Raw genomic sequence first — 18,743 nt, 5'->3', positions numbered from 1 at the left:
TTGAAGGATAGCCTTTTCTTATTATAACGTCACACCCGATTTAAAAATGGCGAGTTCTTTGAAATCATTTTTTTCATGGTTCACAAGCTGGCCGCTTGCCACCTCAATCATATAGTGGATAAACTCACGCAGCACATATTCCTCATGAACATCATCCTCTGCTAAAAGGCCTGCGTTAAAATCAATCCAATGCGGCTTCGCCTCATACAGCTCGGTGTTTGTCGCTACTTTCACCGTCGGGACAAAGGTGCCAAACGGCGTGCCTCTTCCCGTTGTAAAGAGGACAATTTGGCAGCCGGCAGCCGCCAATGCGGAGGAGGCGATCAAATCATTGCCCGGTGCGCTCAAAAGAGTCAGCCCTTTTGTCTTGAGTACTTCACCGTATTTCAAGACATCCGTGACAGGAGAAATCCCCGCTTTTTGCGTACAGCCCAGCGATTTATCCTCAAGTGTAGAAATGCCGCCCGCTTTGTTGCCCGGTGAAGGATTTTCGTACACCGGCTGATCATGTTTAATAAAGTATTGTTTGAAATCATTGATTAAATCGACTATCTTATGAAACACTTCTTCATTGGCAGCCCGCTGCATCAGGATGGTTTCTGCGCCGAACATTTCCGGTACTTCCGTCAGCACAGTACTCCCTCCCTGTGCAATGAGATAATCTGAAAAACGTCCAAGCAGCGGGTTTGCGGTTATGCCGGAAAAACCGTCCGAACCTCCGCATTTCAGCCCGATCTTCAGTTCAGACAGCGGAATGTCTTCTCTCTTATCTCCTTTGGCCGCTTCATGAATTTCCTTCAGCAAAGCAACGCCTGCCTCCATTTCGTCGGTCACCGACTGGGATTCCAGAAACTTCACCCGCTTCAAGTTCACATCTTGCAGTGCTTCCTTCATTCTTGCCAGCTCATTGTTTTCACAGCCAAGCCCTAACACCAAGACGCCGCCGGCATTTGGATGGCGAATGGCATTCAGCAGGATCTGCTTCGTATTTTCATGATCGTCGCCAAGCTGCGAGCATCCGTATTGATGCTTTAACACCAGTACGTTATCAAATGGAGCGATATCCCCTGTTTCTCTGACAAAACGCTGCAGCATTTTTTCTGCTATTCCATTGACACAGCCGACAGTTGGGACAATCCACAATTCATTCCGTACACCCGCATCTCCGTTTTCTCTTCTAAAACCTTTAAACGTCCGGTTCTCATTAGAATACGGATTTTCATCAAATCTCGGTGTATAGCTGTATAATTGGATATCAGACAGGTTTGTTTTCGTATTATGGACATGAATATGCTCTCCGATCGAGATATCTTGTGATGCATGACCGATTGGAAACCCGTACTTGACGATGCTGTCGTTTTCTTTGATAGACTGCAATGCAATCTTATGGCCTCTTTTTATATCATCCTTTACTTCAATCGACACGCCGTAAGCATGCAGCCTCTCTCCCTTTTGAATATCCCGCAGAGCAAGAAGGACATTATCTTGCTTATGAATCTTTATAAACGACTTCAACGTACCTCTCCCCCTTGTATGCAGTATTGTTCAAGAGCCCTCTGCATGCCCAGCTCATGAATATGATTCAAGTAAACAGCGACTCTATCAGTCAGCTTCGGTATCTCATTGAGATCTGCCCCCCACAGCCGCTGTTCGCCTAACACTCTTGATGCAATCCGAAGCATGTCGCCATCCTCCTGACACCAAACCTCTTTGAAAAATTGAAGAACTGCCGGATCATCCTGCAATGTCTCGTTATCATGATAAAAATACAGAAGAGCGCTGAAAGAAAACACCAAGCGTTCAGGAAGCTGTCCCTTTTGTTCAGCATATTCCTTAAGAGTCGGCAGGTTTCTCGTTTTGAATTTGGAAATGGCGTTCAATGCAATGCTTTCCAGGTAATGCTTAATATACGGGTTTTTAAAACGGTTCAGCACATCGTCAGCATACTGAGAAAGACCTTCCATTTTTAAAACAGGAAGAATTTCGTCATCAATCAGCTCTCTTATAAATCGCCCCACTTCCGGATGCTCGACTGCATCCCTAACAGTCTTCAAGCCGTATAATAAAGCCACTGGCGTCATTGCTGTATGAGCGCCATTTAAAATTCTTACTTTTTTAGTCCGGTATGGGGTGAGGTCGCTGACGATCTTTGTATGCAGCCCTGCAGCCGCAAAGGGAAGTTCTTTTCCAATCCAATCAGGCCCCTCGATAACCCACAAATAATATTGCTCTCCCACAACTATCAAATCATCCTGATAGCCAAGATCTGCCGTGATCTCATCAATGCTGTCGACGGGAAAACCCGGAACAATCCGGTCTACTAAACTATTACAAAATGTATTGGCCTCATGAATCCACTGTGTAAATCCTTCCTCCAGCTTCCACAGATGTGCATAATGAAGAACCGTTTCCCTCAGCTTTTCACCGTTATTCTCGATCAGTTCACATGGGATCAGGACACACCCTTTTGTCTGATCTCCTTTAAAAGCCTGATAGCGAAAGTAAAGAAATGCAGTTAATTTCCCAGGGAATGTTTTTTGCGGCCTATCCTCTAAACGATCTTTTTCATCACATACAATCCCAGCCTCAGTGGTGTTGGAGATAATAAACCGAAGCCTTTCGCTTGATGCCAATTCTTTGTATGCTTCATAATCAGAAAACAGGTCAATTCCCCGGCTGATTGAGTTGATAATCATATGCTCGTTTACCGCTTCTCCGTCTTTCATTCCTTGTAAAAAAAGTGTATATAATCCATCTTGCTCATTTAATCGTTTGATTTTTTCTGAGCCTCTTGGCTGGACAACTGCCACGCTCCCATTAAAATCAGTGTGTTGATTCAATTGATCAATCTGCCAATCGATAAATCCCCGAAGAAAGTTTCCTTCTCCGAATTGGAGAATTTTTTCTGGATACTGAGTATAGTGATCGTACACATTTTTATTCAGCTTCTGCACCCTTATTGCCTCCCTCTCACTTTATGCACACGTTAACATTTTTCTGTATAAAGAATGCCCGCTGAAAAACGGGACATCACGTCGTCAATCGTCTGACTGAATCACGCACCATAAATTCTGTGTTTTCCAAGATTTTTTCTGCTTTTGTTTCGGGCTCGCTGATCAGCGACAAGAGTTTTTGCGCACCGAGCACGCTTATTTTCTCCACTGGGCGCTTTACTGTTGAAAGCCTTGGCGTGATGTACTGTGAAAACCCAATATCATCAAACCCGATCACCGAAATATCATCAGGAACGCGCAGGCCCTTTGCGAATATCGCATTCATCGCTCCGATTGCCATGTCATCATTCGAACAAAAAACAGCGGTTGGAGGATTCGGCAGTGCCAGCAGCCGCTCCATCGCTTGAAAGCCGCTTTCCATATCGTACTGTCCTTTGACACTGTATTCATGCTTGATCGGAATATGATGTTGAATCAGTGCGGATAAGTACCCTTCCTTTCGCTGCTGGGAGGATTTAAAGCCTTCGATCCCCTCGATGATGGCGATGTCTTGATGTCCGGACTGAATGAAGTATTCTACAGCTTCTTGAGAGCCTTCCTTGTCATTGGACAAAATATTCGTGATGGTACGATCATCAATATCACGATTCAGCACGACAAGCGGAATGTTTTTTTCGCGAATATGGTAAATAAAAGAATTATCAATGTCACTTTGGCTCATTAAAATGATGCCGTCATATCTCATCGGTGTAACGGAGTCATAGTTTTTCAGATCATCAATGCCGCGCACATACAGATTGTAATCCTCACTTATGGCTTGATTGACGCCTTTGATAGTGTCTGCAAAGAAGCTGTGTGAGGTTCCGTTTGTAATGCTTGTAAAGAATAGCCCGATCGTATGCGACTTTTGCATCGCCAGACTTTTCGCATTTACATTTGGTGTATAGTTGAGCTGCTCTGCTAGCTCTAATATTTTTTTCTTCGTATGTTCTTTGATGTAAGGGCTGTTGTTGAGTGCTCTGGAAACAGTAGTGTGGGATACGTTTGCGAGTTTTGCGATATCTTTTATGGTTACCATCTAATTCCCTTCCTTATCATACCGGCTGCGATTATTTACTGTATATTGTATCATCAAACATACCGCCTCTCCCACTATATTTCCAGATTAATAAGACACAGGATTCTCAGCTTCTGTTCCCGCTGGCTTACCAATGATTGGACGGACAAAACGAATCACAGCAAGTGAAGCGAAGACAGCCAGCCCACCGGCAAGCAAAAATGCTCCAGAAAACGTGCCTGTTTGGTCAACAATAAATCCGGTTAAAGCCGGGCCGATAATTCCTGCCGTGTTGGCGAGGAAATGCATGAAGCCGCCAACAGAACCGACATTGTTTTGATCAACCACATCTTGAATGACAGCCCAATAGATAGCACCGGTCAAATAAAGAAAGAACACTGACAGAGCGACAAGAGTGACAGCCCCCGCAGTCGTTGCCACAAGCCCGGCAAAACCAATCAGGACAGCTGATGAAAACAAACACGTGACAAGCACAACCTTGCGCGAGAACAGCACACCTTTTCGGGCCGTTTTTTTGTACACATAGTCAGAAACAAATCCCCCCGCAGCCAGCCCGATAAATCCTAAAATCCACGGTATGACCGTGATGACACTCATCGATTCAACACTTAATCCCCGCTCGTCGACAAGATAGCTCGGAAACCATGTCAAAAAGAAGAAGAGGATGTAGTTGTAAGCGAAAAAAGCGAACGCCGTGAACAGGACTGTTTTTTGCTTCAGGTAAAAGGTGAGCGGAATTTTTTCTCCGGGAGACGTTTCTGCTTTTATTGCCGGTGCTTCCTTGATCGTCTCTTGCGGCTTTTCTTTGACAAACTTGAACCAGAGCACTGCCCATATCAATCCAATAATCATAATGAGAACGAAGGATACCTTCCAGCTGAACGCCACTGCGATCATGCCGACTATCGGGCCGGAAATGGCTCCCCCGAGGGGCGTGCCGCTGTTGGTTACACCGATAACGGACGCCCGCTGGGTCGGCGGGAACCAGTTGTTCACCATCTTGTTGATGGTCGCCGAAAGCGGGCCTTCTCCCATTCCGAAGAGAATGCGTATAATCAGCAGGCTGACAAAGCCAAAAGCGAGGGCGACTGCTCCGCTAAACAGCGACCAAACAACCATCGCGACAAACAAGGTCAGCTTTGCCCCATAGCGGTCGGATGCCACGCCCCCAAGAAAATTAAAAATGGCATAACCTATCGAAAAACTGCTGAAAATCAAGCCCATTTGTGTGGCAGACAATGTGAGATCATCCTGAATAAAAGGAGCTGCAATGGAAAGCGCCGAGCGATCCAGGTAATTAATCACCCCTGCCAGGAACAAAAAAAGGATAACGGGAAGCTTATCTTTTGAAAACATCTCAACCTCACCCCTATGTTGGTTCAGTTTCTGTTGCACCGCTTTCGTTACACACCTGAATAAGCCATAAATCCTCCATCGACAGGAACGGTGATCCCAGTGACAAAACCGGAATAGGATTCATCCGCCAGCCAAAGGAGCGTACCGAGCAAATCCTCCGGTTTTCCGAAGCGCTTCATCGGTGTTCCCGCAATAATTTTGTGAGATCGGCTGGTGAACGTTCCGTCTTGGTTGATCAGCAGATCATGATTTTGTTTTGTCAGAAAGAAGCCTGGGGCAATCGCATTGACCCGCAGCCCGGTTTCGGCAAAATGAACAGCCATCCACATCGTAAAATTATTGATGGATGCTTTCGCAGCACTGTATGCCGGAACCTTCGTCATAGGTGAATAAGCACTCATGGAAGAAAGGTTGATGATCGCGGGTGAATCCGCCTTCAGCAGTTCTTTACCAAACACTTGCGAGGCCAGAAACGCACCGGTGAAGTTGGTGGAGAATACAGTTAGAAAGCCCCTCTCATCCATATCAAAAAAGGATTGGCCTTCTCCCGCTTCTTCATATGTCTCCACATCGGTTATCGCGTCAGGATGATTGCCGCCAGCCCCGTTAATTAACAGATCAACAGCGCCAAATTGGCCAAGGATGTCTTCCTTTGCCCGCTCCAGTGACATCCTGTCCAGCACATCCGCAGCAACAGCGCACGCTGTGCCGCCAGCCGCCGTTATCTCCTTCACGACCGCTTGGCCTTTTTCAGCCGTCCGATTCAAAATCGCCACCTTCATGCCATGACGGGCTAGCTCCCGGGCCATCGCAGAGCAAAGCACGCCGCTGCCGCCAGTGATGACAGCCGTTTTACCAGCCAGGTTCTCATGCAGCGGGATCATATGCCCACCTCTTTTTTTGCCATTGCTTCATAAGCGTCCCACAGCCCGTTCAAATACATGATGCCAAGTGCCCGATCGTATAAGCCATATCCCGGGCGGCATTGCTCGCCCCAAAGATGGCGCCCATGATCCGGTCTGACATATCCTTCGTAATCCTGCTTATGCAGTTCTTCCATCACGCCTTGAATGTTGATCGAACCATCCTTTGTTAAATGAGATGTTTCAATAAAATCGCCATTCTCATAAATTTTCACATTGCGAATATGTGAAAATGGAGCGATGCCGGCATACGTTTTAGCGATCTCCACCATGTCGTTAGCGGGATTGGCTCCCATTGAACCTGTACAAAGGGTGATACAATTAGACGGTGAATCTGATATCGCCCGCAGTTTCTTATAGCTTGCCTCTCCTGTGATAATGCGCGGCAGTCCGAAAATCGGCCACGGCGGGTCATCCGGATGAATGGCCATTTGAACACCATAGGCCTCAGCAACAGGAAGAATTTCCTGCAAAAAGAATGATAAATTGTCCCATAGCTTTTCTTCATCGACCGTTCTGTAGGCAGCAAAAAGCTCTTTGATCCGAGCCAATTTTTCGGGCTCCCACCCCGGCAGTGTCATGTCGGATGCTTCCTCCACCGTCCGAATCAGCTCTTGAGGATCAAGGCTTTCCACCTTGGCCTTTTCAAAAAACAGAGCGGTCGATCCATCTTCTAGCGGCCGGAACATGTCCGTGCGTGTCCAATCAAAAACCGGCATAAAATTATAGCAGATCACTTTCACGCCAAATCCGGCAAGGTTGCGGATCGTTTGCTTGTAGTTTTCAATATACCGGCCGCGTTCTTCGTTCCCAAGTTTAATCGCTTCGTGAACATTCACGCTTTCTACAACTTCAGCATGAAAACCATAGGATTGAATATATTCAGTTTCGGCTCTGATTTCTTCTTTTTCCCACACGTCGCCGACGGGCTTTTGATGGAGAGCCCAAACGATGCCTTTGACACCGGGAATTTGCTTCACGTATTCAAGTGTGACTGTATCGTTGCCTCGTCCATACCATCGGAATGTCATATTCATGCTCGCACCTCCGGATTCAGTCATTTAATCAAACGTGATGACGGCTTTCCGCACCTGATCTGGATGCTCCTTAATAAACTGAAATGCATGATGAACGTCATCAACTGAAAATGTATGGGTCACCAGCCCGTTATGCATTAACCGGCCTCCATTCAAAAGCTCTACCACTTTTGGAAACTGATTGGTCTGCAATCGGGATCCGGTTATCGTGACTTCTTTTTTTGTAATTGGCAGCTGAGAAATCTGAGCCGCTCTTTCATCAAATCCAAGCACAACCACATGTCCCGCCGGTGACACAGCCTCAATTGAAAGTGCAAAAGTCTCCGGCAGGCAAACAGCATCAATGACCACGTTTGCTCCTTCATTCCCAGTCCATTCAAGGACCCGCTCGGCAACATGTTCTGCTTGGACATTTACAACAGCATCGGCGCCGTTTTCTTTCGCAAATGCCAGCCGCTCGTTGTTCAAGTCAGTCATCATGACAGCAGCGCCCGCCAGTTTTGCCATTTTTAACACACAGATCCCGATGGGCCCCGCTCCCTGGATCAGGACGGTATCACCTTTTTCCACCTGGCCTCTCCACACTGCCTGGGCGCCTATCGTATAAGGCTCGGCCATGACTGCTTCCTCCCAAGGCAAGTCCTTTGAGACCGCGTGAAGCTGTCTTTCCGGAAGCACAATATATTCCCGCATGCCTCCGTCCTCATGTACGCCAAATACAGAAAGCTTGGCGCAAACATTCGGCCGCCCTTTGCGGCAGGCATAGCACGATCCGCAATAAGAAATCGGCTCAATCACCACATGATCACCGGGTTTTAGGCTCTGTACATTCGCACCAACTGCCTCCACTTGTCCCGTTACCTCGTGTCCGATGACTCTCGGGAGGGTAGCGAGCGGATTCGTTCCATGATAAATGTGCATGTCTGAACCGCAAATGCCGACTCGCTTGACTTTCACGAGCACTTCATCATCCTTTGAAAGAACTGGCTTCTTCACCTCCGCTGTCACCAGATCATACGCTTTTCGCACTTGAACCGCTTTCATTTTACTCACCTGCTTTTTAAGAATTCATACACGCTCCGGGCGATAGAAATTCCGTTTTTCTTATTTCTTTCTTCATGCAGCTGCTCGATCTCGCCGGGCACATACACTCTTTCGAATCCAACAGCCGGCGGTGATTGCTGCAGTTCATCAATCATGGCATCCATCTGCTCTAAAAACGTATCCCAGTCAGTAAAAAAGGATGGATTGATCGCGCAAACGTAATGCCCCAGCTTTCTTTTTTGATCAAGGCCGTTGTACATTTTGGCAATATGAGGGCCAAAAGCCGCGCCCGCCAGCAATCCGGAAAACACATCCACTACAATCGATAGTCCATAGCCTTTCGGGCCCCCGAATGTTGAAAGTGAGACGACCTTGTCAGGATCAGTTACTGCTTCTCCGTTTTCATCGACTCCCCATCCTTCAGGAATTTCTTTGCCCTCTTCACGGGCCTGCAGAATCTTCCCAAAAGCCACTTTGGATGTCGCCATATCTAGGATAAACGGTTTTTTATGCTTAGCCGGAACTCCGTAAGCAATCGGATTTGTCCCTAAAATAGGAGTCCTCCCCCCAAATGGGACAACGATACTGTCTGTATGCGTCATTGCCATTCCGATCAGCTTTTCGTCAGCCGCTTTTTGCACAAAATAGCTTAGCGCTCCGCAATGGCTGCTGTTTACGGCCGTGACCATGCCGACTCCTTTTTTCTTCGCCATGTCAATTGCATGGTCCATCGCCATGTCGCAATTCACATGACCGAAACCATCGTCTCCGTCAAGCACCCCGGTCACAGGCCCCGTCTCTTTAAAAACAGGCTGTGCCCCAGGATTGATCCCTCCCGCTAAAAGCCTGTTCACATAGTGTTCTGTGTGCAGCACGCCATGCGAATGTACATTGCGCAAATCAGCGTGCACGAGAACATCTGCCACTTTTTCAGCATCTCGTTCATTCAAACCGGCACCGTCCAGCTTTTGCCAAACGAGTTCCTTTGCTTCTTCAGCTGCAATTGTTATCGTTTTCAAGCAAGTGCCTCCTTCCTTTTCAGTTTTTTGGGCACTCTCCAAGCGAAACCCCTACAAACACATTTTATTTACAAATTATTTTAAATATTCTTTATATTATATTGTCAGCTCTTTTGATGAAGATCCTGAACGATCTGAGCATGCTGCTGGTCTGTGAGTTTATAAAGAAAGCCGATAATGAACATCGCTAATGCCAAAGCAATGGCCGGATACAGAAGAAGCAGCGCTTTGATGCCAATCAGCGCCTGTGCTGTCTGGACTGCATTCGGCACATAGCCGATAATCCCCAAACCGATCCCCGAGAGAAAGCCAGACAAAGATTGAGCAAGCTTTCTTGAGAAATTGAAAAGTGAATATGTCGTTGCTTCCTTCCGTTCACCGGATTTCCATTCGCCATAGTCGATAATATCGGAGACAAGAGCCCACGTGATGCCATTTGGGATACTGATTCCGATAAAGGCGATACTGGCGAGAATTGTAAACACATAAACGTTAGATGGAAGCATAAAGTTGATCAGATCCGCGGCCACACTGATGCCAAAGCCGATCATTGCCGTTCGTTTCTTTCCAAACATCTTGACGAGCTTTGGAAGGAATACGACGCCCAAAAAGGAAGAACCAATAATGATGAAGTTCATATAAGCCATTAATTCAACATTGCCCAAGTTATATTGTGCGAAATAGACGAGCATGGCGGATTTAATGTTGTATGCGGAAATTGAAAAAATCGTCATCAGGACAAGGGTTAACAGCGGTTTATTTGTAATAAATGTTTTGACGACAGATGAGAGTGTTAATTTTTCTTTGGGTGCTTCCGATATGATAATGCGCTCTTTGCAGTTGCGGTAGCAAATATAAAACCAAAACACACCGAGCGCGGCGAACAAGCCCATGACCACCGGGTAGCCGACCTTCGGATTATCAAACTTGACGAGCAGCGGCATCACGGCCACACTTGTGATAAACAAGGCGCCAAGTGATCCGATTTGGCGGAACGTCGAAATGGAGGTCCGGTCCTCAGAATTTTGAGTCATCGCTGCCCCTAATGAGCCGTACGGAATATTCACAAACGAATAGCCGATGCCCCAAATCATATAGGATGCATATGCATATATCAGTTTTCCGGTCGTTGATACATTGGGAGACAGAAAAATAAGAACAGTAAGCACCGCAAGCACGATGCTGCCGATTAATAGATAAGGCCTGAATTTCCCCCGTTTGCCGATGTTTTTGCGATAATCGATTGATGAGCCGACAATTGGATCTGTTATCGCTGCAAACAGCTTACTGACTAAAAAAATGCCGCCGGCCATCGCAGCGGGGATTCCCGCTACATCAGTGAAATACTTCAATAAATAAATCTGGCCGAGATCAAACATAAAACCGTTGCCAAAATCACCAAAGCCATAGGACATTTTCTCTTTCAATGAAAGCCTTTTTTCCGTTTCGACCGACACAACCTTATTTGCCAGTTCAGTTCGCATGTTCCACCTCTGTGTCTTAAGAATTTTCGGATAGTGATCCGCTCAGCGATACTGAGCGGACACTTTGTTACACGTTTGCTTTCTCTTCTTGAAATTGAAAGTAGTGTTTCGCATTGTCATAGCAAATCCCCTGAACGATGCTTCCCAGAAGCTCCATATCGCGCGGCACTTCGCCGTTTTCCACCCATTCTCCAATCAAATTGCAGACGATCCGCCTGAAATATTCGTGGCGCGTATACGAAAGAAAGCTTCTGGAATCGGTGAGCATGCCGATAAAACGGCTGAAAAGGCCAACATTTGATAACGCTTTCATTTGGTCGAGCATTCCGTCTTTAGTATCGTTAAACCACCAGGCTGTGCCGAATTGTATTTTTCCCGGGGTAATACCGTCCTGAAAACTGTTGATCATGCTGGCGATGACATAGTTATCATTTGGATTCAGTGAATATAAAATCGTTTTCGGCAGCTGGTTCTTCATCTCAACTGAGTTCAGCAGCTTGTATAAAGGCTTAGCAATTTCTTCATCGTTCATTGAATCATACCCTGTATCAGGTCCGAGCCTTTTCATCATTTTTGTATTCGTGTTTCTTAAAGCGTTGATATGAAACTGCATCGCCCAATCGAGCTCCGCATACAAACCGCAAAGAAACTGAAGCGTATATGTCTTAAATTTCTTCTCATCTTCACAAGAAACCTCTGTTCCTTGTAATCTGTCAGAAAAAATCCGTCCAGCTTCTTCTTTTGTTGTTTCGGCAAATACCATTGTATCTATCGCGTGATCAGAAACTCTGCCGCCGGCTGAGTGGAAGAATCGCACTCGTTTTTCCAACGCCTTTAAAAACTCATCATAGGTTGTAATCGATATGGCAGCGGCATCTTCAAGCGCCTGCACCCACTCAGGAAAGCCTTCACGATTGATCTCAAGTCCTTTATCCGGCCGAAATCCAGGCAGCACACTGACAGGAAAGTCTTTGTCTTCTTTTAACAATAAATGGTATTCAAGAGAATCAACAGGGTCATCTGTGGTGCACACGACCTTTACATTTGATTTCACGATTAAATCCCTTGCCCCGAAGCCTTCCCCTTTGAGCAGTTTATTTGTCTGTTTCCATATAGCCGACCCGGACTTCTCGTTTAAAATCTCGTAAATGCCAAAAAAACGCTGCAATTCTAAGTGAGTCCAGTTGTAGAGCGGGTTGCCAATCGCCATCGGCACGGTTTTCGCCCAAGCCATAAATTTCTCCTCATCAGGCGCATCTCCGGTAATGTATGTCTCCTCAATTCCATTGGCTCTCATGATGCGCCATTTATAATGGTCACCATACAGCCAGGCTTCCGTGATGTTTTGAAATGTCTTATTTTCATAGATTTCTTTCGGACTTAAGTGGCAGTGGTAATCAATAATTGGCATGTCTTTCGCATAATTGTGATAGAGGCTGACAGCGGTTTCATTTTTCAATAAAAAGTTTTTGCCCATGAAGGGTTCCATGTCCTCACCGTCTTTCATTCTATTTCAAAATGTTAACGTTAACATTTTGATTTGTTTTTATTTTACCTTTATATTCCTTTGGGATCAATCTCTTTTTTGAAAATGAAATGTTAACGCTGTCATAAACATAAAAAAAGACATTGCCAGAAAGCACTCGGAAAGGAATGCTTTTGGCAATGCCAGATTCATTAAAAGGATTAGTAAGCCAGGCTGAAAAGTCCTTTAATATGTGTCAAATATCGTACATTACTTGCTTCTTTCATCAAGGAAGCAGGAAGACCTTTAAGCGGTGTAGAATTAGCACCAATGATGGCAACCGCGTCTTTGCGTCCAAGGCTTGCAAGTGTACCAGAGTTTACTGGCTTGAATGTTTCAAGCGTTTTGCCTTCTAGGTAAGCGAATAGGTTGTAACCGATCAGCTCACCCATTTGCCATGCGATTTGTGCAGTTGGCGGGTATGGACGGCCGTCTGGACCGAAGTAAACTGCGCTGTCTCCAGCAACGAATACATCTTCATGAGATGTAGATTGCAGGAAGTCATTTACAGTCGCGCGTCCGCGGTTCACTTCTAGGCCTGATTCACCGACTAATGGGTTACCTTGTACGCCGCCAGTCCAAACAAATGTGTTGGCAACAACTTTAGATCCGTCTTTCAGATCGATTACGTTTCCTTCTACATTTGTAACAGGAAGACCTGTTAAGAACTCAACGCCGCGTTTTTCAAGGCTTGCAGTCGCACGCTCGATAAGATCATCCGGAAGAACAGGAAGGATCTTCGGACCTGCTTCAACAAGTTTCAATTTGATTTCTTTATGGTCTACGCCGTATTTTTTCGCAAGGTTCGGCATGATGTCAGCAAGCTCACCAACAAGCTCAACACCTGTTAAGCCGCCTCCGCCGATAAGGATTGTTGCATCTGCTTCGTTTTTCGTTTTAGAGTACTCGCGCACACGATCTTCAACATGTTGGAAGACTTTGTTCGCATCGGCAGCAGATTTCAATACCATGCTGTTTTCTTCAAGACCTGGGATGCCGAAGTAAGCCGTTACAGAACCAAGACCTACAACAAGCGCATCGTAAGTTAATGTAGAACCGTCAGCAAGCGCAACTTCTTTTTTATCAACAGAGAAAGAGCTTACTTCCGCAATTTTAAGATCAATGTCTTTGCCTTTGAAAAGTTTTTCTAATGGCATTGCAACCGCTTTTTCAGACACGTTGCCTGCAGCAAGGCGGTGTAATTCCGTAATGATTTGGTGAGTTGGGTATTTGTTTACCACTGTCACGCGTGCTTGTTCTTTTGTGTAATGTTTGCGAACTGTTAGAGCAGAAAGAACTCCGCCATAACCAGCGCCTAGAATGACAATATGTTTTGACATCGTATATCCTCCGTCCTTTATATCAATTTGAATCTGAGATTATTTTTGGTTTTCGCGTTCGTTCATGACTTCAAGGTAGCTGTTAGCAAAACGGAACAGCTTTTGAGCTTGAGGATCTTTCAGCATGCGAAGAAGGCCGAAAAGTCCAATTGTTTCGTTGCTTGCTTCCGCGCGGTCTTTTGCTTCGATCGCAGTCGCAGCTACTTCTTTCGCTGTTTCTTTTACAGGCTCGAGAATTTCAGTGATCGCACCGACTGTGTCGCTCTTTAACACTTCGTCAGTCGCTACAGACTGAGCGAAATCATAAGACTTCGTTAAAATATTCACTAACTCAGTCAGCTTCGGAAGCTGGTCAACTAAAACAGTCAATGATTCTTGAACTTCTGGCTTTAATAGCTGATCAATAAGATCTTGCTGGCTTTGGCTGACAGACGCATTTGTTTGATCGATTGTTTCTGGCATATCCAATTCTCCTTTACTATAAGCAGTTTGCTGATTTTTTTGGAAAGGGTAGTGCCTCTCCCTGTCTCACGCTTTTAAGGCATAAGAATAAGGATTGTGAATTCATGCACAATCATTTACAAAAATAAATGTTTACTACCCAGTTTTTCATCTTGCCATATTCAGTATTATTTTTATCTAAAAATAAACAATTGAATAAGTCAAAATCCTTTACTCTCTCTGAAAATAGCAAACACAAAAAACTCCAATTCGATTACCTTCTATATGATAACACTTTTTGAACAAAATTTGAACGTGAATTGCTTCGATTATGAAATTAATTTATATGGAGCTCATGTCATATCGTTTCTGCGGCACTAGTTATTGACAATCCAGCAATTTCTCCCCTTCACTTTACCCATATTTCCAATAGAGGCTCTCTTTTTCCTGTGATCGGATCATTCGCCGGCAACGCCGCCTGCTTAATCTGTTTGACCGCTTCCTCCCGCTCATTCGGCTTCCCCGTCTTCATATCGTACTGAACGCCACCGGGATAGGCGCCAAGGACAGTAAAATCGGGGCTTGAGCTGAGCTTTTTATGTCCGACTCCGGCTGGAATCACGACTGCGTCGCCTGATTTGAAAGGGATGGCAGCCCCTTTTTCTCCCCCAAACTGAATCACAGCCTCTCTCCTAAGGGCAATCAGGACTTCATGCGTATTGCTGTGATAATGATGGTATGGAAAAACACTCCCTGACCAGCTGTTTGACCAGCCATGCCGGGTGACGATCCGCTCTGCCAGTCCGGTGTCCTTAAGCGCGTTTTGATACACCACGAGCGGAAAATCAGGGTGATTCGGAATCCTGCCGTCATCCGGAAAGAAGTATGTCTGTGTCTCTCTTTCCATCAATTTCACCTCCCTTTTTTGTCTTCCACATATAGCGGTTCGCCAAACATGATGTTTTTCTCATGATTCCATTGATCTGCATGATACCGAATAGTATAGTATAAAAAAATAATGCCAGAATGAGGGATATCATGAAAGCTATCGTTATCGGAATATTGGCTTCACTCTTTTTCGCCGTTACCTTTATATTAAACAGAGCGATGGAGTTATCAGGAGGCAGCTGGCTTTGGAGCTCTTCGCTGCGCTTTATTTTTATGGTGCCATTTTTATGTTTGATTGTCATCATGAGAGGGACATTCACGCCTCTCTTACTAGAAATGAGGAAAAAGCCGTTTTATTGGATCAAATGGAGCTTCGTCGGTTTCGTGCTTTTTTACGCACCGATTACATTTGCGGCTGCATACGGTCCGGGGTGGCTCATAGCTGGAACCTGGCAAATTACAATTGTAGCCGGGGTGCTCTTATCTCCTTTGTTTTATGTCAAACAAGATATGCCGGGCGGTCCGCAGCTCATTCGCCAAAAGATTCCCCTGGTTTCACTTGGCACTTCTGTGATCATCCTGATTGGAGCGGCTCTGATTCAGCTTCAGCATGCAGAATCGCTTTCTGGGAGGATGCTGCTTTTCAGTGTGCTGCCGGTTGTCATTGCGGCTTTTGCCTATCCGTTAGGAAACCGAAGAATGCTCGAAGAATACGGAGGCCGGCTTGATACATTTCAGCGCGTGCTTGGAATGACATTGGCAAGCCTTCCATTCTGGCTTATATTAGCAGCTTACGGCTGGTGGTCAGATGGCCTTCCAACAGCAAGTCAAACCGTTCAATCCTTTATCGTTGCCGTCAGCTCAGGCATCATTGCGACGGTTTTATTTTTCTGGGCCACTGATATGGTAAGAGACAATCCGCAAAAACTCGCAGCTGTTGAAGCCACTCAATCCGGTGAAGTGATTTTCGCGCTGCTTGGTGAAATTGTTCTGCTGTCAGGCGTTTTCCCATCTCTATTATCATTTGCCGGTTTGTTCATTATAATAGCGGGGATGATGTTACATACCTTCGCTTCACAGCCGAGAAAACCGAAAAAGAAAGCACAGTCAAATCTGACTGCGTAGCATCTGCAGGAGAATGGGTGAAAGCCTGTTCTCCTTTATTTGTGCTACCAAAAGGAATCTGTTTCACGTTATAGTTAAATATAATGTCAGCCTACTTATATTGAAAGGTGATTATTGTAATGGAAGCAAACGATCAAACACAAAACATACCAGCCATCTCCTTCAGATCAGTCAGAAAAAGCTATAAACAAGATGGACAAACCTATGATGTGCTGCAGGATGTCACCGGAGACATTCAACAGGGTGCAATCGTAGCCGTTTTAGGCCCTTCCGGCTCAGGCAAAAGCACCCTCCTTTCTATGTGTAATTTAATGAGAACGCCTGACAGCGGCGAAGTCAACATATACGGAAAGGAAGTCAGAGAATGGAATGTCAATGAGCTGAGGCGAACGGCAGCCCTCGCGTTTCAATCGGCTCCCGTGCTCGACGGGACAGTGCGTGACAATTTAAGTCTTGTACAAAGGCTGCATCAATCCCAGCTGTACTCTCCTGAAAAGCTGGCTTCGCTTGCAGGGCTGCCGCCAGAGTTGTTAGACAGAAGCGCCAGAGACTTATCGGGCGGGCAGCGGCAAAGACTGTCACTGGCCAGAACGCTCTCAAATCCTTCCTCCATTCTATTGTTGGACGAAATCACATCGGCCTTGGACCCGGTCTCTGCTCTTGAGATTGAAGAACTGATCAAACGTCAGCATCAAGAGAAAAAATGGACAGTCATGTGGGTCACTCATAATATGGAGCAGGCAAAACGAATAGCCGATACCATTTGGTTTATGGCAGATGGCCGGCTGCTTGAAATCGCTGAAACCGACACATTTTTCTCCGCTCCGCAGCATGAAGCAGCGAAAGAATTTTTGAAGGGAGGCACTCGGTAATGGATTACCTTTCTCTCTCTTTAACGATGATCTTTGTTTTGATCGCCTTGTTTTTATCAAAATCCTTTAAAGCCGGTGTAGAAAAAGACATGATCATCGCCACCATCCGGGCCGCGGTGCAGCTGCTTATCATCGGTTATGTTTTGTCGCTGATTTTTCGCGGAGACCACCCTGTTTTTATCCTGCTGATGGTGCTGTTAATGCTCGCGGTGGCGGCGCAAAATGTCATCAAGCGAAAGAAAAATACTATCGGTTCGTTTTGGAGGGTGTTTGCCGCGTTAGCAATCGTAGAAATTGTGACGCAGGGAATTCTGCTGTCTCTTCATATCATTCCGCTTACGGCACGATATGTCATTCCGATCAGCGGGATGGTCATCGGAAATTCGATGGTGCTCTCAAGTTTGTTTCTAAACCGGCTTAACTCAGAAGTCGGCGTTCGCAAAGAAGAAATTCAATTAATATTGTCACTTGGCGGCACACCGAAGCAATCCATACAGCGCATTCTTACCTCAGCGATGAAAATGAGTATGATCCCGACGCTCGAAAGCCAGAAAACACTGGGTCTTGTCCAGCTTCCCGGCATGATGACTGGCCAGATTCTAGCCGGCGCGGACCCGATTCAGGCAGTACGCTTTCAACTCTTAATCGTGTTTACAACGATGGCCTCAGCCGCGCTGACTTGTGTAATCTTAAGCGTGCTGACATACCCATCATTATTCACCGTTCATCAGCAGCTGAAGCAAAATGAATGACAGACAAAAGCCGCTTTCCGAGGGAAAAGCGGCTTTTTGTACTTGTTATTCCTTTTCTTCATAATACTTGGCCAGCTCAACAATCATCGCACCCATCCGCTCAATCTCTGGCGCAAGCAGTCTCGTAATGCCCTCTTCCCGCAGTGCTTCAGCAGTCACTTTTCCGACAGCAGCTGCGATGGCGCGTTCTTCGAATACCTTCTTCACTTCATTGATATAACCTCGCCCCTTGGCAAAATCAAACAGGGAACGAACCTGAATGGCCGTTGTAAAACAAACGGCATCGACCTCATCGTTCATCAGCTCTCGGCATAACCGCTCCACCGTTTCCTCCTCCGGCGGGATGTGCTGATAAGGCAGAATCGGCAGGACAGACGCGCCTTTTTCTTCAAGAAATGCCATGAGAGCCGGCGCTTTTTCGCCATGAAGCTGCACCATGACTGTTTTTCCTGAAAAGTCGTGAGGCTCCAAGGAACGGATTAAGCCTCTTGTTGTCCCGTCTTCATCCGAAGCTTCCGGTGTGATTCCAAGCTTTTTCAGCGCAGACAGCGTTTTGTATCCCCGGCATGCCGCTTTCGCTTGGCGAATGGCCTGCAGAAACTCATCTTTCAGTCCAATTTTCTCTGCCATATCGACAAGAGTCTCCAACCCGATGCCTGTCGTGAAAATGACCCAGTCAGCTTTTTCTTCCGCAAACGTCCGCAAATCCGGCTCCACCTGCTTCTCTGCTAAGTAAACTGTACCTTGGAGAGGCCGGATGACAGGTATTCCGCCCTGTTTTTCAATGATTGTACTAATTTCTTCCGTTTTTCGTGAGCCACCGATTGCCACGCGTTTTCCAAGTAACCCTTTTCCCATACCCGTTTCCTCTCCTCTTTGCATAGGCTTTTTATGTATATAAGCTT

General features: G+C 46.0%; 17 protein-coding genes. 3 read left to right on the top strand and 14 right to left on the bottom strand.

From position 1 onward, the window contains the following. Positions 1-21 precede the first annotated feature (21 nt). The 13 genes from NST22_RS06710 to NST22_RS06650 form a co-directional block, all read right to left on the bottom strand. Positions 22-1,515 carry a UxaA family hydrolase gene (locus NST22_RS06710; RefSeq protein ID WP_003245409.1) on the bottom strand — a complete coding sequence of 498 codons (1,494 nt, stop codon included), beginning with the start codon at positions 1,513-1,515 and terminating at the stop codon, positions 22-24. Then, entirely contained in the window at positions 1,512-2,954 is a 1,443-nt protein-coding gene (locus tag NST22_RS06705) for a tagaturonate reductase (protein WP_003245710.1), read from the bottom strand. The genes NST22_RS06710 and NST22_RS06705 overlap by 4 nt, the downstream gene beginning before the upstream one ends. 76 nt (positions 2,955-3,030) lie before the next feature. Further along, positions 3,031-4,032 (bottom strand): LacI family DNA-binding transcriptional regulator, encoded by a 1,002-nt coding sequence (locus NST22_RS06700; RefSeq protein WP_003244946.1) that lies wholly within the window; start codon positions 4,030-4,032, stop codon positions 3,031-3,033. A gap of 87 nt (positions 4,033-4,119) precedes the next feature. Next, positions 4,120-5,388, bottom strand: coding sequence for an MFS transporter (locus tag NST22_RS06695; protein WP_003245531.1), 1,269 nt, complete (start codon positions 5,386-5,388; stop codon positions 4,120-4,122). A gap of 47 nt (positions 5,389-5,435) precedes the next feature. Then, positions 5,436-6,272, bottom strand: coding sequence for an SDR family oxidoreductase (locus tag NST22_RS06690; RefSeq protein ID WP_003245605.1), 837 nt, complete (start codon positions 6,270-6,272; stop codon positions 5,436-5,438). Further along, complete coding sequence (gene uxuA, locus NST22_RS06685) at positions 6,269-7,348, bottom strand: mannonate dehydratase (RefSeq protein WP_003244855.1); 1,080 nt, start codon at positions 7,346-7,348, stop codon at positions 6,269-6,271. Before uxuA ends, NST22_RS06690 begins: the two co-directional genes overlap by 4 nt. Before the next feature lie 24 nt (positions 7,349-7,372). Continuing rightward, positions 7,373-8,392, bottom strand: a complete 1,020-nt coding sequence (locus tag NST22_RS06680) for a zinc-binding alcohol dehydrogenase family protein (protein WP_003245542.1) — start codon at positions 8,390-8,392, stop codon at positions 7,373-7,375. A 5-nt stretch (positions 8,393-8,397) separates the two neighbouring features. Continuing rightward, the gene (gene allD / locus NST22_RS06675; RefSeq protein ID WP_003244926.1) at positions 8,398-9,411 is read right to left on the bottom strand and encodes an ureidoglycolate dehydrogenase; all 1,014 of its coding nucleotides are present in this window, start codon (positions 9,409-9,411) and stop codon (positions 8,398-8,400) included. A gap of 104 nt (positions 9,412-9,515) precedes the next feature. After that, the gene (locus NST22_RS06670) at positions 9,516-10,895 is read right to left on the bottom strand and encodes an MFS transporter (protein WP_003245721.1); all 1,380 of its coding nucleotides are present in this window, start codon (positions 10,893-10,895) and stop codon (positions 9,516-9,518) included. Positions 10,896-10,962: 67 nt separating this feature from the next. Next, the gene (gene uxaC, locus NST22_RS06665; protein WP_003245001.1) at positions 10,963-12,384 is read right to left on the bottom strand and encodes a glucuronate isomerase; all 1,422 of its coding nucleotides are present in this window, start codon (positions 12,382-12,384) and stop codon (positions 10,963-10,965) included. 197 nt (positions 12,385-12,581) lie between these two features. Beyond that, on the bottom strand, positions 12,582-13,760 hold the full coding sequence (locus NST22_RS06660; RefSeq protein ID WP_003232765.1) for an FAD-dependent oxidoreductase: 1,179 nt from the start codon (positions 13,758-13,760) through the stop codon (positions 12,582-12,584). A gap of 39 nt (positions 13,761-13,799) precedes the next feature. Continuing rightward, the gene (locus NST22_RS06655) at positions 13,800-14,222 is read right to left on the bottom strand and encodes a DUF1641 domain-containing protein (RefSeq protein ID WP_003220510.1); all 423 of its coding nucleotides are present in this window, start codon (positions 14,220-14,222) and stop codon (positions 13,800-13,802) included. Positions 14,223-14,610: 388 nt separating this feature from the next. Then, positions 14,611-15,108: a hypothetical protein gene (locus NST22_RS06650; RefSeq protein ID WP_003232768.1), complete on the bottom strand. Its 498-nt coding sequence runs from the start codon at positions 15,106-15,108 to the stop codon at positions 14,611-14,613. Between the two features lie 131 nt (positions 15,109-15,239). Between NST22_RS06650 and NST22_RS06645 the strand changes: the two genes are divergently transcribed. From NST22_RS06645 to fetB, 3 genes are all read left to right on the top strand, one after another. Next, entirely contained in the window at positions 15,240-16,214 is a 975-nt protein-coding gene (locus NST22_RS06645; RefSeq protein WP_003232772.1) for a multidrug resistance efflux transporter family protein, read from the top strand. A 119-nt stretch (positions 16,215-16,333) separates the two neighbouring features. Beyond that, the gene (locus NST22_RS06640; RefSeq protein WP_003232774.1) at positions 16,334-17,086 is read left to right on the top strand and encodes a phosphate ABC transporter ATP-binding protein; all 753 of its coding nucleotides are present in this window, start codon (positions 16,334-16,336) and stop codon (positions 17,084-17,086) included. Beyond that, entirely contained in the window at positions 17,086-17,838 is a 753-nt protein-coding gene (gene fetB, locus NST22_RS06635; RefSeq protein WP_003232776.1) for an iron export ABC transporter permease subunit FetB, read from the top strand. The genes NST22_RS06640 and fetB overlap by 1 nt, the downstream gene beginning before the upstream one ends. 45 nt (positions 17,839-17,883) lie before the next feature. Here fetB and NST22_RS06630 read toward each other — a convergent pair whose 3' ends face one another. Next, positions 17,884-18,696, bottom strand: a complete 813-nt coding sequence (locus NST22_RS06630) for a uroporphyrinogen-III synthase (protein ID WP_003245334.1) — start codon at positions 18,694-18,696, stop codon at positions 17,884-17,886. Positions 18,697-18,743: the final 47 nt, after the last annotated feature.

The organism is Bacillus sp. PS237 (assembly GCF_037963345.1).
GTDB lineage: Bacteria > Bacillota > Bacilli > Bacillales > Bacillaceae > Bacillus > Bacillus subtilis.
The sequence above is the reverse complement of the archived record's forward strand: the minus strand, read 5'-3'. Positions and strand labels throughout refer to the sequence as shown.